The following is a 13,345-nucleotide window of genomic DNA, read 5'->3' on the forward strand; positions in this document are numbered from 1 at the left end:
TTCCGCGCTCGTCAGGCGCGGCCCATCGCGAGAAACTTTTCCTCGCGCGCGGCGAGCAAAGTGTCGCGGGGAAGGCCCGACAGACCGTTCAGTTCCTGTTCAATCGCATCGCCAAGCGCGGCGATTGCGGCTTCGGGCGCGCGGTGTGCGCCCCCGACGGGTTCGGGAACGATCCGGTCGATGATCTTGAGCGCCAGCAGATCCTGCGCCGACATCTTCATCGCCGCCGCTGCCTCCGCCGCCTTGTCCGACGTGCGCCACAGGATCGAAGCGCAGCCTTCGGGCGAGATCACCGAATAGACGGCATGCTCGAACATCAGCACGCGGTTCGCCGCAGCAAGCGCGATCGCGCCGCCCGAACCGCCCTCGCCGACAATCGCCGCGACCATCGGCACGCCGAGCGCAAGGCATTGTTCGGTCGAACGCGCGATCGCCTCGGCCTGCCCGCGCTCTTCGGCCTGGATGCCGGGAAAGGCGCCCGATGTGTCAACCAGAGTCACCACCGGCAGGCCGAAACGGTCGGCAAGCTGCATCAAGCGGATCGCCTTGCGATAACCCTCGGGCTTCGCCATTCCGAAATTATGCTTCATGCGCGACGGGATGTCGTCGCCCTTTTCATGGCCGATCACCATGACGCGGCGACCCCGGAACCGGGCCAACCCGCCCAGGATCGCCTGGTCGTCGCCGAAGTTGCGGTCACCCGCGAGCGGCATCCAGTCGTCGAACAGCCCCGCGACATAATGTTTGAAGTGCGGCCGGTCGGGGTGGCGCGCAACCTGCGTTTTCTGCCACGGCGTCAGCCGGGCATAGATATCGCGGAGCAGCTTGGCGGACTTGTCCTCCAGCCGGGCGATATCGCCCTCGATATCGAGCGTGGGATCGTCCCCCATTTCGCGCAGTTCGGCAATCTGTCGATCGAGCGCGGCGACCTGTTTTTCGAAGTCCAGAAAGGCTGTCATGCGCCGTCGCTAGGCCGAAGGCGTCTTCAGGTCAACGCCATCCATCCGCGCCAGCGGGTGCCGACGGTTGACCAGTTCGACGAGGCGCCGACTGTCGACATGTGTGTAAATCTCGGTCGTCGCGATATCGGCGTGGCCGAGCATGAGTTGCAGCGCGCGCAGGTCGGCGCCGCCTTCGAGCAGGTGCGTCGCGAAGGCGTGGCGCAGGACGTGCGGGCTGACCGCCGCCGGGTCGACGCCCGCGCGCGCGGCAAGTTCGCGCAGCATCTGGAACAACCGGACGCGCGAGATATGCGCCTTGCCCGACGGAAACAGCCATGGCGATCCGCCGCCGAGCAAAGGCAACCAGCGATCGAATGCCGCGCCCGCGCGCGCCGACAGCGGCACCAGCCGCTCCTTGTCGCCCTTGCCGCGGACGATCAGATAGTCGCGCTCGCCCGCCACGGCGCGGCGCGGCAGCGACACCAGTTCGCTCGCCCGCAGCCCCGATCCATAAAGGAGTTCGAGGAACAGCAGCATCCGCACCGCCGCGAGAGGGGGCGCTTCGCCTGCGGCCTCGGTAGCCGCTTGCTCGAACAGGCGTTCGACATCGTCGTGATTCAATATGCGCGGCAGCGGGCGCTGCGTGGTCGGCCGCGCAATGTCGAGCGCCGGATTGTCCGCGCGCTCGCCTTCGTCGAGCAGGAAGGCAAAAAATTGCCGCAGCGCCGACAGCTTGCGCGCCGCGCTGCTCGCCGCCAATGCGCGATATTCGGCCATCAGTTGCCGCAGCACCGCGGAATCGGCCCTGGCCAGCGGCCCCTTGGCCCACTCGGCCGCCTGCTCCAGATCGCGGCGATAGGCGGCGAGCGTGTTGCGCGACGCGCCACGCTCGGCCGCCATCATCTCCAGAAAACGGTCGATGAGCGCCGCGTCAGACATCGCTGAAAACGGCACCGGCCCGCTCCCCCACCCGGCCTCCCCGACGATAGTAACCTATGGGAGGCCGGGTGGGGGAGCGGGCCGGTGCCGCTGCGTTCAAAGGACGCTCAGACACGCACCAAAGCTTCGGCGGCGATCATCCGCGCTTCGGCGGCCAGCCCCACATCGCGCAGCGCGCGGACGATATGATAGAGATGATAGGGCGGCACCTTCGACCAGTCACCCTGCATCCCCGCCGCCGCGAGCAGTGCGACCATGCCGGGCTCGCGCCGCTCGGCCGCTGCCATCATCGCGCGCGTCCAGCGCGTCTGCCGTCCCAGATCGACGTCAAGGTCGCGCGCCGCCGCGGCTGTGGCATTGGCGTCGAGCCGCCCCAGCCCGGCCAGCCCCGCAAGCAGGAACTTCGAGCGCAGATAATCGGCGCTGTCGTCATCGTCCGAGAACCGTTCGACCGCGCTCGCGCTCATGTCGCCGAGCGCGCGCGGCGAGCCGACCGCAAGCACGCCCCAGGCGCGGCTGCCCGCTTCGACACGGGGCACCCACGCCAGCGCATTGGCATCATAGCCTGCCGCGAGCATCGAACCCACGAGCTGCCACGGATCCTCGCCGACGTCGGTGCCTGGCGGCAGCGCGGCGGCCGCGCGCGCGGTCGCGATCATCGCCGCATAAGCCTCGACAGGCGTGCTCGCCGCGCTCCACAGCCCCTCCATCGCCGCATAGCGATCGGCCCCGGCCGCCGCACCGAACGCCGCGCGCAGTCGGTCGGTCTGCGCCACCAGCCCTTCGCCGGGTTCTTCCTCACCCGCCGCGGCGCTCAGCAGCGACACATAGGCTTCGCTCGACAACACGCCGCGCGTCGCGGCTTCGGGCGCTGCGGCGACGCGCTGCGCCATATCGGTCATCGGCGCGAGCACGGTCCAGCCTTTCATATAGGCGGGTGCGGCGCCACGCAGCGCCTCCGGCACCGGAATGGCGGTGGCGGTCGCCATGCCGAAGCGCCAGCTCGTCAGCCGCTCGACATTATCCCATTCGATCGTCGTCGAGCGCCGCCCGGCGCCCGTCGCGCCCAGCACGCGCTCGGCGAGCAGAATGTCGAAGTTCGACAGTCGGCCGCTCGACCGCACGCGGCCGATCGCCCAGCCCGCCGGCCCCGCTTCGCCCGACAGGCCCGCACAGATCGCCGACGCGAGCCGCCAGCTGTGCTCGTCGCCATGCGCCAGCCCCGCGGGCACATAAGGACAGAGGCCCGCCGGGTCAGCCGTGGCAAGATAGGCCTGCTGCGCCGCGGCGACGAGGCGCGGGCTCGCGCGATCATAGTCGACCGACTGCACGATTCGCCGCGCCGTCGTCGATTCGCCCATGCGAAGCAACAGCGACGCGCGCTCGGCGGCCAGGTCGGCGCCGTTGATCGTCGGGGGCGTGTCGATCGCCGAGGCGAGTGCGCGGCGCAGCAATATCTGGCCCCAGCGCGATGCAAGCTGGCCATTCGTTTTGCGCATGATCGCCGCGGCATATTGGCCGCGCACGCCAAAGGCGTCGGGCGCCAGCCCGCCGGTTTCGGGCGTGAGCGGGCCGATCCGCGTCAGCAGACGGCGCGCGCCGGGTGGCAGATCATATTTGAGCCCGCCCGATTCAACCGCTTCCTCTTCCGTATCCTCGTCTTGGTCAGCGCCCGCCGCATCGCTCGCGCTGCCGCCGATCGTCGGAACGACCGCAGGCGGCGCGCTGCCATTCGTCGGCGGCGACGTCGGGGTCGGCGATGGCGTCGGGGCGGGCCGCGGCGCAGGCGTGTCGACGGGGTTGCCGAACCCTTCGGGCAGCAGCGATTCCTGCGCGATCGCGGGCAGCACCAGCGCCGCGGCCGACAGGCCCAGCGCCAAGGACAATGTCGTTCGCTTCATACTGCGGCGCTTTCGGCCATCTTGTCGTTCCCATCCACCTCGATCGTCGGGCGCGCCATCTCGCGCCAGCTCGCTATCCCAGTTGCCGCGCAGCAAAACCATTGTCCCCTGCGGTTCGGGCGGTATAGCCGCGCGCACCATGTCGCGAAACCCGAAAAGCCCGGCGCGTCCGTCGCCCGACGCCATCCCCGCGTCGATTCGCGACCGATCGATCGTGCTCGTCGGCCTGATGGGGTCGGGAAAATCGACCATCGGCCGCCGCCTCGCGCAGCGGCTGGGAATGCGCTTCGCCGACGCCGACGACGAGATCGAGCGCGCCGCGGGCATGACGATTTCGGATATTTTCGCGCGGTTCGGCGAGGCGCATTTCCGCGACGGCGAGCGCCGCGTCATCGCGCGCCTGCTCGGCGGCAGGCCGATGGTGCTCGCAACGGGCGGCGGCGCCTTCATCAATGACGAGACGCGCGCGCTGATCCTGAAGGACAGCCTCAGCATCTGGCTCGACGCCGACATCCCCACGCTCGTCGAGCGCGTTGCCCGTCGCAGCCACCGTCCGCTGCTCAAGGATCGCGATCCCGGCGAGGTGCTCCGCGAACTGGCCGCGGTGCGCAATCCCATCTATGCCGAAGCGCATATCCGCGTCAGCTCGGCGAGCACGCCGCACGAACATGCGGTGCGCGCGATTCTGGAGGCCCTCAAAAAATGGAAAAACTGATCGTCGAGCTGGGCGCCCGCAGCTATCCGATCCTGATCGGCGACGGGTTGATCCGCGACATGGGCGCGCATGTTGCGCCGCTGCTCAAACGCCCGCGGACGATGATCGTCACCGATACGCATGTCGCCGATCATTATCTGCTCCCGCTCGGCACTGCGCTGGCGAAGGAGAATATCGCCTTCTCCTCCTTCGTCCTCGACCCCGGCGAGGCGACGAAGAGCTGGGCTGGGCTCGCGCGCCTCACCGAATGGCTGATCGGTGAAGGCATCGAACGCAGCGACCATGTCATTGCGCTTGGGGGCGGCGTGATCGGCGATCTCGTCGGGTTCGCGTGCAGCATCGTCAAGCGCGGCTGTTCCTTCATCCAGGTGCCGACGACCCTGCTCGCGCAGGTCGACAGCAGCGTCGGCGGCAAGACCGCGATCAACGTGCCCGCGGGCAAGAATCTGATCGGCGCCTTTCACCAGCCAGCGATGGTCGTCATCGACCCGACGACGCTCGAAACCCTGCCGCGCCGCGAACTCGGTGCGGGCTATGCCGAGGTGGTCAAATATGGGCTGATCGACGACGCCGGTTTTTTCGCCTGGTGCGAAGCGAATGGTGCAGCCTTGCTCGCGGGCGACAGCGCCGCGCGGGCCCATGCGATCGCGCATAGCGTCGCCGCCAAGGCGCGGATCGTCGCCGCCGACGAGCGCGAGACGCAGGATATTCGCGCGCTGCTCAACCTCGGCCACAGTTTCGGTCACGCGCTCGAGGCCGAAACCGGCTATTCGGACCGGCTGCTCCACGGCGAGGCGGTCGCGGCGGGCATGGTGCTCGCGCACCAGTTTTCGGCCGCCAACGGCCTCTGCCCCGCCGCCGACGCGGCGCGCGTGCAGGGCCATCTGGCGAGCGTTGGCCTGCCGCACAGCCTCGCCAGTGCGGGCATCAACAGCGGCGGCGCCGAACTCGCCGCGCATATGGCGCACGACAAGAAGGTGCGCGGCGGCAAGCTGCCCCTCATCCTGACGCGGGGGATCGGGCAAAGCTTCGTGACCGAGGATTACGGGCTCGACGCGGTGGCGGCGTTTCTGGACGGCGTTCGGACGCAGGGCGCTGGCACGTAACAAAGCAGCCGCGTGTCCCCGCGGAGCCGAAGGCGGCGCGAAGCGCCAACGCGGGGGCCCATCATCCGACGGTTCAAAATCGCACCCACAGCAGATGCGCCCCCGCCTTCGCGGGCGCGCACGCTCTTATCAAACCGTCCCCGGATCAGCCGCCTGCATCGCTTCCTCGTCGCGCGCCGCCTTCGCCGCGCGGCGGCGCTGGCGGAAGGTTTCGATCACGCTGTCCGCCTCGCGCCCGCCGCCGGGCTTGAAGCGATGGTCCATGCCCGCGGTCAGGTCGCCCTCGTCGATCTGCGCCGCCAGCCGCGTTTCGTCGAGCTGGCGGAACGCGGCTTCGACATCCTCGATCTCGCGCGGGTCGACGTCGAGCTCTGCGAGCGCCTTGAGGCCAAGCGCGACCGAGCTTTCAAACACCTCACGCACCGCGCCCGCGACGCCCGCGCCGTCGATCGCGATCAGCTGGCGGCGATCGAACACGCGCGCGAGCACACGCGCCTGCGGAAAGGCCTCGACGATCGGCCGCATCGTCGCGGCGTCGAACGCGGCGTCGTCGATGCAATAGATGATGAGCCTTGCATCGTCGGCGCCCGCGCGCCGCAGCAGATCGAGCCGCAGCCCGTCGCCATAATAGACTTTGGTGTCGAACCGGCCCGACCGTTCGATCTGGCTCGGCTTCTTGTCGATGAGCGTCACCGAACAATCGACCGCGTGCAGCATCTGCGCCACCGTCTGTCCGAACCGGCCGTAGCCGATCACCAGCGCCGAACCGCGCGGCGCATGTTCGGGGCCGTCCATCGCGGGGCCGTCGCGGTCGGGCGCAAACTCCAGATTGCGCGCGAACAGCATCAGGAAGGGCGTCGAGATCATCGACAGCGTGACCACGGCGCTGAACAGGCTTGCCGCCTCGGGCGCGATGAGCAGCGCCTGCTGCGCCTGCGTGAACAGCAGAAAACCGAACTCGCCGCCCTGGCTCAGCAGCAATCCCAGGCCGAGCGCTGTCTTCCACGATTTGCCGAACGCGCGGACGATCAGCGTCAGCACCGCGAGCTTGACCACGACCAGCGCGGCCGCGAGCCCGACGACGCGCAGCGGGTCGGCAAGCACGACATTGACGTCGAGCACCATCCCCACCGCGAGGAAAAAAAGGCCGAGCAGGATCAGGCGGAAGGGTTCGACATCGGCCTCGATCTCGTGCCGATAGGGCGAATCGGCGAGCATCACGCCCGCGATGAAGGCACCGAGCGCGGTCGACAGGTGCAGGCTGTGCATCAGCGCCGCGCTCGCCAGCACCGCGAGCAGCCCGACCACCACGAACAATTCGCGCTCGCCATAGCGGCCGATGAGCCTGAGCAAAGGATTGAGAATGAACCGCCCCGCGAGCACCAGCCCGATGATCGCGCCGACCGTATAGAGCGCGAGCATCGCGCCCGGCGGCGCCGACGGATCGGCAGGCGCGCGCGACAGCGCGGCAACGATGGTAATCATCGGCACGATCGCCAGATCCTGAAACAGCAGGATCGAAAAGGCTTTCTCACCGAAGGGCGAATTGATGCGACCCGAGCTTTTGAGGCCGGGGAGCACCTGCGCGGTCGACGAGAGCGCCAGCGGCAGGCCGAGCGCGATCGCCGCGGCGGGGCTGAACCCGAGGATGAGATAGATGAGGCCGGTGAGCACCAGCCCTGTGACCACCACCTGCGTCATGCCGAGTCCGAAGATCGCACGGCGAAGCTGCCACAGCCGCCGCGGGTGGAGTTCGAGCCCGACGAGGAAGAGCAGGAAGGCGATGCCGAGTTCGGCGATCGCCAGCTTCGATTCGCCGCCGCCCACGAGCGCCAGCCCGTGCGGCCCGACGATCGCCCCGGCAATCAGGTAGCCGAGCACGGCCCCCAGGCCGAGGCGGCGAAAGATCAGCACGAACAGCGTCGCAACGCCGAGCAGGATCGCGCCTTCCAGCAGCGCGGTGTCGGTCGCGGTCTCCGCTGCTTTCTCGGCCGCCTCGGTCGTCGCGGCGGATAGCGCGAGCAAGATCATGCCGCCGCTGCCCGCTGCTCGAACGCGGCGATCGCGGCATCGAAGGGCAGCAGAATTGCGCCGTGCCGCGCCGGATAATCGCGCGCGGGGGCGAGCAGATCGAACCCCGGCCAGTCGGGTTGCGCGCCGGTGCCCGCGAACCAGCCCGCGATGCCGTCGCGCGCGCGGCGCAGGTCGGCGAGGCCGCGGCCGGGCGCATGGCGCGCGAGCAGCGCCGCCGACGCCTGCCCCAGCGCGCACGCCTCGACATGCAATCCCACGCGCGTCACAAGCCCGCCCTCGTCGGTGTCGAGATCGAGGATGATCGCGCTGCCGCAGAGCGGCGCACGCTTGCTCGCCCGGTATCGCGCGTCGGGGTTGGGCAGATAGTCGGCGGTGGCGATCGCCAACGCCAATATGTCCCGGTTATAAAGCGGGGCGCTCATGGTGCGACCGCCTTTGCTTCGGCATCGCGCGCCTCGGCGCGGCGTTCGGCGATCACCTTGCTCATCGCCGCGCCACTCGCGCTGAGCGCGGGGTAGGTCCGGCTGGCCGTCATCCATTCGGGGCGCGGTGCGGTGCCATAGCCGATGTCGTAAAGCAGCGTCAGCAGCATGAAGCCGATGGTGGCGATCAGCAGTCCCTTGATCGCGCCGAACCCTGCGCCCAGCCCGCGGTCGAAACCGCCGACGATCGACGCGCGGCTGCGCCGTCCCATCGCGCGCGATCCCCATTTGGCCAGCGCAAAGACGCCGCCGAACAGCAGGACAAAGGCCAGCACCGCCGCCCCGCCGCCGGCGCCGACCCAGCCGCTCGTCAAATCCGTCACCGGCGCGTGAAAAAAATAGACCGCCGCGATCGCCAGCACCCAGGCGAGCAGCGTCGTCACTTCCTGCACCAGGCCGCGCATGAAACCGAGCACCGCGCTGCCGCCGACGAGCGTCAGCACGATCATATCCAGAGCCGTCAAACTTCCCATGCTCGCGGGGCTAGTCGCGCCCGAGCATCAGGTCAACGAGTTCGCCGACCCGCGCAAAGCCCGTGACGCCGATTCCGTTCACGCGCTTCATCCCCTTCGGCCCCCAGCCGCTTGAGAATCCAAGCTTTGCCGCTTCGCGAAGCCGCAGCGCGTCGTGCGCGACAGGGCGCACCTCGCCCGAAAGCGACAATTCGCCGAAGACGATCGCATCGGCGGGCACCGGTCGCTCGCTGAACGCCGAGATCAGCGCGGCAGCAACGGCGAGATCGGCGGCGGGATCGGTGAGCCGGTAGCCGCCCGCGATGTTGAGATAGACTTCGGCCGCCCCCATTTGCAGCCCGCAGCGCGCCTCCAGCACCGCGAGGACCATCGCGAGCCGCCCGCTGTCCCAGCCGACGACGGCCCTGCGGGGAGTCGCGCCGCTCGCGAGGCGCACGGTCAGCGCCTGCACCTCGACCAGCACCGGGCGCGTGCCTTCCAATGCGGGGAACACGACCGATCCCGGCACGTCGCGGCTGCGGTCGGTCAGGAACAGGCTCGACGGATTCGATACCTCGCCCAGCCCCTCCTCGCCCATCGCGAACACGCCGATCTCGTCGGTGCCGCCAAAGCGGTTCTTCACCGCGCGCAGGATGCGATATTGGTGGCTGCGCTCGCCCTCGAACGCCAGCACCGTGTCGACCATATGTTCGAGCACGCGCGGCCCGGCGATCGTCCCGTCCTTGGTCACATGGCCGACGAGCACGATCGCCGCGCCGCTATCCTTGGCATGGCGGATCAATTCCTGCGCGCTCGCGCGTACCTGGCTCACCGTCCCCGGCGCGCTGTCGATCAGGTCGCTGTGCATCGTCTGGATCGAATCGATCACGACGAAATCGGCGGTCTGGCGGTCGAGCGTCGCGAGAATGTCGCGCACCGACGTCGCGCTCGCGAGCGCCACAGGCGCATCGCCCAGCCCCAGTCGCTGCGCGCGCAGCCGCACCTGCGCCGCGGCCTCTTCGCCGCTGATATAGACGACCGACCTGCCCGCCTTGGCGAGCCTTCCGGCGGCCTGGAGCAGCAAGGTCGATTTGCCGATTCCCGGATCGCCGCCGATCAGCGTCGCCGAACCCGCAACGAAGCCGCCGCCGAGCGCGCGGTCGAACTCGGCGATCCCGCACAGCATCCGTTCGGGCATCGAGCTCGCGGCATCGAGCGTTTCGAGCGCGAGCGTGCGTCCGCCTTTGCTCAGGTCGTGCTTGGCCGAAAAGACGGTTTCGGCGGCCTCTTCGACCAGCGTGTTCCACTCACCGCAATCGGCGCACTGCCCCTGCCAACGGTAAGATACGCCCCCGCAATTCTGGCAAACATATTGACGCTTTGCTTTGGCCATGATCAGCGCTTAACGTGAACAAAGGACGAACGCCAGCCTCTTTCCACATTCGTCACCCCGAACTTGATCCGGGGTCCATTCAGCGCCGCGGCTATGGATGCCGGATCAAGTCCGGCATGACGAAAACAGGCGAGCACGGTTCATATTTGACGTTCATTGCTCTAGGGCGATGGCCAAGCCGAATCACCTGCCCGCAAGAAAGCCCATCCCATGAAATTCTTTGTCGACACCGCCGAAATTGACGCCATTCAGGAGCTCGCCGCGACCGGCCTGCTCGACGGCGTCACCACCAACCCGTCGCTGATCGCCAAGTCGGGCCGCGACTTCAAGGACGTGACCAGGGAAATCTGCGCGCTGGTCGACGGCCCCGTCTCGGCCGAGGTCGTCGCGCTCGATCATGAAACGATGATGAAGGAGGCCGAAATCCTCCGCAAGATCGCCGACAATGTCTGCATCAAGGTGCCGCTGACGATCGACGGCCTCAAGACATGCAAGGCGCTGACCGGCGACGGCACGATGGTCAACGTGACGCTTTGCTTTTCGGCGGCGCAGGCGCTGCTCGCCGCCAAGGCGGGCGCAACTTTCGTCTCGCCCTTCGTCGGGCGCCATGACGACAATGGTTTCGACGGGATGCAGCTGATCGGCGACATCAAGCTGATCTACGACAATTATGATTTTAAGACCGAAATCCTCGTCGCGAGCGTGCGCCATGGCATTCACGTCCTGCAGGCCGCACAGATCGGCGCCGACGTGATGACTGCGCCGCCCGCCGTCATCAAGGGGCTGTTCAAGCATGTCCTTACCGACAAGGGCATCGAAGGCTTCCTCGCCGATTGGGCCAAGACCGGCCAGTCGATTTAAAGCGCCTCGTCATTGCGAGGAGCCGAAGGCGACGCGGCAATCTCCAGTTGTCGGCGTCGCTTAAGGCCGATGCCTGGAGATTGCTTCGCTGCGCTCGCAATGACGACGAGAGCGGCTGCATCCTTTCCAGTTGACGTAAACGTCAACCACCCGCGATACTCGCCCGAAAGGGAGAGATTCGCGATGACCGACACCACCATCCTCACCGAACGCCAGGGTCACATATTGATCGTGACGATCAACCGCCCCGAGGCGCGCAACGCGGTCAACGCCGCCGTCCATGTCGGACTCGGCACGGCGCTCGAAACCGCCGAAAACGATCCCGAAATCCGCGCCCTCATCATCACCGGCGCGGGCGACAAGGCCTTTTGTGCGGGCGCCGACCTCGTCGCCCTGTCGCGCGGCGAAAGCCTTTATCCCGACGACCCGGCGCAGCAGGCATGGGGCTTTGCGGGCATGGTGGCGCACCCCATCTCCAAACCGATCATCGCCGCTGTCAATGGCTTTGCCTTTGGCGGCGGGTGCGAGATCGCGCTGATGAGCGACATCATCATTGCCGCAACCCACGCGCAATTCGGGCTGCCCGAGGTCAAGGTCGGGCTGTTCGCGGCGGCGGGCGGCGCCTTCCGCCTCGCGCAGCAAATCCCGCGCAAGCTCGCGATGGAATATATGCTGACCGGCGACCCGATCCCCGCCGCGCGCGCCGCCGAATATGGGCTGGTCAATCATGTCGTCCCGCTCGCCGAGCTGATGCCCACGGCGATTGCGCTCGCCGAAAAGATCGCCGCCAACGCCCCGCTGGCGGTGCAGGCATCGAAGCGCGTCGCGCTCGGCATCCAGGACGGGCGGATTGCGGCGGACGCGCCCTATTGGGAGCATAACACGCTCGAGCGCAGCGCGCTGATGCGCAGCGAAGATGCGCGCGAGGGCCCGCGCGCCTTTGCGGAAAAGCGCAAGCCCGAGTGGAAAGCGCGTTGACATGACCACTGATCCCGAACGCATTCCCGTCATCATCGGCGTCGGACAGGTCAACGACCGCCCCGCCGATCCCGACGACGGCCTGGATTCGCTCGGACTGATGGTCGCCGCGCTCAAGATTGCGGCCGAAGACGCGGGCGTGCCGCTCGCCGACATCGACAGCCTCGCGATCGTCGACCAGATCAGCTTTCACCACCTCGGCAAGCTGTGCGAACCCCTTGCCCAAGCCATCGGCGCCAACCCCGCGATCAACTATCAGTCCGCCGCGCCGCACGGCGACACGCCCGTCCGCCTGCTCAACGAGGCCGCGAACCGCATCGGCGCGGGCGAGGTCAGACTTGCGGCCATCGTCGGCGGCGAGGCGCTGCGCACCGCCGCCGGGCGCGCCGCCAAGGCCGCAAGCGGCGAGGACAAAAGCTATAATGCAATTCGCAAGGTCGCGACACGCCGCGAGCCCGACTATGCCCAGAAACATGGCCTTGCCGCACCGGTCGATGTCTATCCGCTCTACGAAAATGCGACCCGCGCCGCGTGGGGGCAAAGCCTCGCCGACGCGCAGCTCGAGAGCGCCGAAATCTGGTCGCGTTTTTCCGAGGTCGCCGCCGCGAACGACGGCGCGTGGATTCGCAAATCCGCTTCGCCCGACGACATTCTCGACGTCAACGAACGCAACCGCCCGATCGCCTTTCCTTACTCAAAGCTGATGGTCGCGAACTCGTCGGTGAATCAGGGCGCAGGCTTTATCGTCGCCAGCCTCGCCGAAGCGCGGCGTCGCGGCATCGCCGAGGACCGCCTCATCCATGTCGGCATGGGTGCCGCGGCGAAAGAACCACCGACTATCCTCCACCGCGACCGCTACGATCACAGCGTCAGCATGGAGGTGTCGATCACGCGCACGCTCGCGCTCAATGGCATGACCGTCGACGATTTCGACTGCGTCGAACTCTACAGCTGCTTCCCCTGCGTGCCCAAGATGGCGCGGCGCATCCTCGGTTGGCCATGCGATCGCTCCGCGACGGTATTCGGCGGGCTGACCTTCGGCGGCGGGCCGATCGCCAATTATATGAGCCATGCAATCGTCTCGATGGTCGAAAAACTGCGCCGTGAAGGCCGCTATGGCTTCCTCTTCGCCAATGGCGGCTTCGCGACCGACAATCATTGCATTGTGTTGGGCAGCCAGCCGATCGCGGCGGCAAGCTTCCCGCAGGATTTCGACTATCAGGCCGAAGCCGAAGCCAAGCGCGGCCCGGTGCCCGACCTCGTGGAGGATTATGCGGGGGTGGCGACGATCGAAAGCTATACGGTCTTTTACGGCCGCGACGGCGCGCCGAAGGCGGGCGTGGTGGTGGCGCGGACACCCGATGGACAGCGCACGCTGGCGCATGTCGATGTGGGCGATGCCGCGATGCTGGCGTTTTTGACCGACGGAACGCGGGAGCCGGTGGGGACCGAAGGGCAGGTGGTGCAGCTTGAAGAGGGGTTCGGGTGGCGGGGGGTCTGATCCTCCCCCAACGGGGGAGGGGGACCACCCGAAGGGTGGTGG

General features: G+C 67.7%; 12 protein-coding genes. 5 read left to right on the forward strand and 7 right to left on the reverse strand.

What is annotated here, in order from left to right:
• Positions 1–11: 11 nt before the first annotated feature.
• The 3 genes from SPYCA_RS09870 to SPYCA_RS09880 all read right to left on the reverse strand — a co-directional run bounded on the left by SPYCA_RS09870 (position 12) and on the right by SPYCA_RS09880 (position 3,781).
• A complete protein-coding gene (locus SPYCA_RS09870) occupies positions 12–959 on the reverse strand; it encodes an acetyl-CoA carboxylase carboxyltransferase subunit alpha (protein WP_120220023.1) in 948 nt (315 codons plus the stop codon).
• Between the two features lie 9 nt (positions 960–968).
• The gene (locus SPYCA_RS09875; RefSeq protein ID WP_120220025.1) at positions 969–1,880 is read right to left on the reverse strand and encodes a tyrosine recombinase; all 912 of its coding nucleotides are present in this window, start codon (positions 1,878–1,880) and stop codon (positions 969–971) included.
• A 107-nt stretch (positions 1,881–1,987) separates the two neighbouring features.
• Positions 1,988–3,781, reverse strand: coding sequence for a hypothetical protein (locus SPYCA_RS09880; RefSeq protein ID WP_120220027.1), 1,794 nt, complete (start codon positions 3,779–3,781; stop codon positions 1,988–1,990).
• 139 nt (positions 3,782–3,920) lie between these two features.
• On the opposite strand from SPYCA_RS09880, the gene SPYCA_RS09885 reads away from it, so the two are divergent.
• Both SPYCA_RS09885 and aroB read left to right on the forward strand, forming a co-directional pair.
• On the forward strand, positions 3,921–4,496 hold the full coding sequence (locus SPYCA_RS09885; RefSeq protein WP_120220028.1) for a shikimate kinase: 576 nt from the start codon (positions 3,921–3,923) through the stop codon (positions 4,494–4,496).
• Positions 4,484–5,602, forward strand: coding sequence for a 3-dehydroquinate synthase (gene aroB, locus SPYCA_RS09890; protein ID WP_120220030.1), 1,119 nt, complete (start codon positions 4,484–4,486; stop codon positions 5,600–5,602). Before SPYCA_RS09885 ends, aroB begins: the two co-directional genes overlap by 13 nt.
• Positions 5,603–5,731: 129 nt before the next feature.
• On the opposite strand, the gene SPYCA_RS09895 is transcribed toward aroB, so the two are convergent.
• From SPYCA_RS09895 to radA, 4 genes are read right to left on the reverse strand one after another with little or no spacing between them, the layout of a single operon-like run.
• The gene (locus tag SPYCA_RS09895; RefSeq protein WP_120220033.1) at positions 5,732–7,633 is read right to left on the reverse strand and encodes a cation:proton antiporter domain-containing protein; all 1,902 of its coding nucleotides are present in this window, start codon (positions 7,631–7,633) and stop codon (positions 5,732–5,734) included.
• The gene (locus tag SPYCA_RS09900; RefSeq protein ID WP_120220034.1) at positions 7,630–8,058 is read right to left on the reverse strand and encodes an iron-sulfur cluster assembly scaffold protein; all 429 of its coding nucleotides are present in this window, start codon (positions 8,056–8,058) and stop codon (positions 7,630–7,632) included. Before SPYCA_RS09900 ends, SPYCA_RS09895 begins: the two co-directional genes overlap by 4 nt.
• Positions 8,055–8,591, reverse strand: coding sequence for a CvpA family protein (locus tag SPYCA_RS09905; RefSeq protein ID WP_120220036.1), 537 nt, complete (start codon positions 8,589–8,591; stop codon positions 8,055–8,057). Before SPYCA_RS09905 ends, SPYCA_RS09900 begins: the two co-directional genes overlap by 4 nt.
• Before the next feature lie 10 nt (positions 8,592–8,601).
• A complete protein-coding gene (gene radA / locus SPYCA_RS09910; RefSeq protein ID WP_120220038.1) occupies positions 8,602–9,963 on the reverse strand; it encodes a DNA repair protein RadA in 1,362 nt (453 codons plus the stop codon).
• Between the two features lie 210 nt (positions 9,964–10,173).
• On the opposite strand from radA, the gene fsa reads away from it, so the two are divergent.
• From fsa to SPYCA_RS09925, 3 genes are all read left to right on the forward strand, one after another.
• A complete protein-coding gene (gene fsa / locus SPYCA_RS09915) occupies positions 10,174–10,824 on the forward strand; it encodes a fructose-6-phosphate aldolase (RefSeq protein WP_120220040.1) in 651 nt (216 codons plus the stop codon).
• Positions 10,825–11,007: 183 nt separating this feature from the next.
• Positions 11,008–11,802, forward strand: a complete 795-nt coding sequence (locus tag SPYCA_RS09920; protein WP_120220042.1) for a crotonase/enoyl-CoA hydratase family protein — start codon at positions 11,008–11,010, stop codon at positions 11,800–11,802.
• 1 nt (position 11,803) lies between these two features.
• Positions 11,804–13,303: an acetyl-CoA acetyltransferase gene (locus tag SPYCA_RS09925; RefSeq protein WP_120220044.1), complete on the forward strand. Its 1,500-nt coding sequence runs from the start codon at positions 11,804–11,806 to the stop codon at positions 13,301–13,303.
• Positions 13,304–13,345 lie beyond the last annotated feature (42 nt).

Source organism: Sphingopyxis sp. FD7, assembly GCF_003609835.1.
In the GTDB taxonomy this organism is placed as follows: domain Bacteria; phylum Pseudomonadota; class Alphaproteobacteria; order Sphingomonadales; family Sphingomonadaceae; genus Sphingopyxis.